A 2024-nucleotide genomic window follows, 5' to 3' on the forward strand; every position below is an offset into this window, starting at 1 on the left:
AGAACGACGGGTACTGACCACAGATCTCCGGCCCGATTCTTGAAGGAATCGGGCCACGAGAGGCCCTTTGATCATGCTTTTGGCAGCACCGTCGGCAAGACAATTGCCCCTAGCCAGACTTAGGTCTGACCCCTGCCCGACCGAAGTCCAGGTTGGAAACGCATGCGCTTGCCCCAAATTCGGGGTGGCGGGCAAAAATGATCGATGAAACCAAGAGCAGCAGCATGTCGAACCGTGAGACCAAACGATCCGATGCCCTGAGCACGCGAGTAACAGAGATCAAGGCCAGGATGCAGCAAGCCCAGATTACCGAAGACGAGATGAAGACCTTCCAGAAGGTCGCGGCCATCATGGAGGGCGGCGAGGGCCGAATCGAGGTTGACGACCTGATTGCCGCGTCATTCCTCACCGACACGCTGCTGAACAGCCCGAAGCGTTAAGCGACCATGCCGACGATTAGCAGACTTTTTGATTCCCACGCCGATGCGACGCGGGTCGCTAGCGACTTGGTGGCGGCCGGAATTCCTCGCGTACAGATCGCGATCATCGGGCCTTACAATGACGAGACAGGATCTGTTTGGGTTTCCGCTTTGGGATCGGTACTGGGCGCTGCTGCCGGCGGGTTGGCATGTCTGAGCGTCGTTGCGGCAGTTGGCATCAATCCTGTTGCTGCGAGCGTATTGCCAACAGCGGTGGCTGGCGCGGTCTGTGGCGGCGTTGCCGGCGGTCTGTTTGGAACATTCGCCCTGCACGCCATGAAGGCGGATGATCAGGACGTGGCCGAGGGCGTCGTCCTGGTGACGGCGCATGTCGATGAAAATGACGCCGAGATCGCTCAGACAGTGCTCGGCGGTCCCCCGTCGACGTTGGTGGCCGAAGCAGCTTAGGAAAGCCGCCTCGACGTCGCCGGAACCGGCACTCTCCGTTTGCCAGCGATTGAACTCCACACCCGGCAGATAGCAATTCAGACTGGGGATGTTCCTGCCGTCGGCCCGCATGGCCGAACCCTGTGGCAGGTTGCTTCGCGGCCGCATATTTTGACGAAAAGGCCCGTCGGCTCTAGGGTCGATGGACCTGATGGAATGAGTGAAACGGCGGGCCGAGTGCGACATGAATTTGAATTCAACCACAGCCCCGCCCTTGATTCTTGTGATGACGCTGGTTCTCGTCGCTGGCTGTTCATCGCTCGGCAGAACCGTCGATCCGGCGAAATACGATTCAATGACGTGCACCGACCTCAACAGTGCGATGGGAGACGTCGCCCGTGACATCTCGCAAACGGCAATCACGCGCGGCAAGGTCGCCAACACCAATGTTCCACGCTGGCTGCTCGGCGGCTCACGCGTGAAGACCGCGGTAGCCAACCGTGAAACAGCCAGGATCGACCGGCTTAAGCAGCAACAGGATGCCATTGCCGCCGTGCGAGCGCGCAAGTGCCAGAGGTCCGCGAATTGAGCGGACAGCCAACGCCTCGGTGCAGAGCCCGGTTCAGGCGCTCAGGCGAAATCGCGTCACGTCGATCGCGGCGGCCATCAGCGTCTGTGTGTAGGCGTGCTGCGGATTGCTGAAGATCGCCTCGGTCGGCCCTTCCTCGACGATCTTGCCCTGTTTCATGACGATGATGTAGTCGGCCATGGCGCGCACGACCGACAGATCGTGGCTGATGAAGAGATAGGACAATTCGTGGTCCGCCTGCAGCTTGCGCAGCAGTTCGACGATCTGTTTCTGCACAGAGCGATCGAGCGCCGAAGTCGGCTCATCCAATACCACCAGCCTGGGCTTCAGGATCATGGCGCGGGCAATGGCGATGCGCTGCCGCTGACCGCCGGAGAATTCGTGCGGGTAGCGGTTGCGGGCGTTGGGGTCGAGGCCGACCTCGCGCAAGGCCTCGACCGCGCGTTGATCACGCTGCTTGCCCGAAAGGTCAGGCTCATGCACCAGAAGTCCTTCGGTGATGACCTGGCCGACAGTCATGCGCGGCGACAACGAGCCGAACGGGTCCTGGAAGACGAGCTGCATCTGGC

At 60.9% G+C, this 2024-nt stretch carries 4 protein-coding genes; 3 read left to right on the plus strand and 1 reads right to left on the minus strand.

Annotated elements, in window-relative coordinates; translation table 11 throughout:
• Positions 1-224: 224 nt before the first annotated feature.
• From EN994_RS28885 to EN994_RS28895, 3 genes are all read left to right on the plus strand, one after another.
• A complete protein-coding gene (locus tag EN994_RS28885) occupies positions 225-440 on the plus strand; it encodes a hypothetical protein (RefSeq protein WP_024503705.1) in 216 nt (71 codons plus the stop codon).
• Between the two features lie 6 nt (positions 441-446).
• Entirely contained in the window at positions 447-887 is a 441-nt protein-coding gene (locus EN994_RS35530; protein ID WP_063167694.1) for a hypothetical protein, read from the plus strand.
• A 223-nt stretch (positions 888-1110) separates the two neighbouring features.
• A complete protein-coding gene (locus EN994_RS28895) occupies positions 1111-1455 on the plus strand; it encodes a hypothetical protein (protein WP_013532688.1) in 345 nt (114 codons plus the stop codon).
• Between the two features lie 33 nt (positions 1456-1488).
• Here EN994_RS28895 and EN994_RS28900 read toward each other — a convergent pair.
• Positions 1489-2024: ATP-binding cassette domain-containing protein (locus tag EN994_RS28900; RefSeq protein WP_164746295.1), on the minus strand; the 536-nt coding region annotated here is incomplete at its 5' end.

It is taken from the genome of Mesorhizobium sp. M7A.F.Ca.CA.002.09.1.1 (genome assembly GCF_003998555.1).
Lineage (GTDB): Bacteria > Pseudomonadota > Alphaproteobacteria > Rhizobiales > Rhizobiaceae > Mesorhizobium > Mesorhizobium ciceri.

Excerpts from the sequence above, each read along its gene's own strand:
- EN994_RS28885 (WP_024503705.1), top strand. The coding sequence starts at position 225 with ATGTCGAACCGTGAGACCAAACGATCCGATGCCCTGAGCACGCGAGTA.
- EN994_RS35530 (WP_063167694.1), top strand. The coding sequence starts at position 447 with ATGCCGACGATTAGCAGACTTTTTGATTCCCACGCCGATGCGACGCGG.
- EN994_RS28895 (WP_013532688.1), top strand. The coding sequence starts at position 1,111 with ATGAATTTGAATTCAACCACAGCCCCGCCCTTGATTCTTGTGATGACG.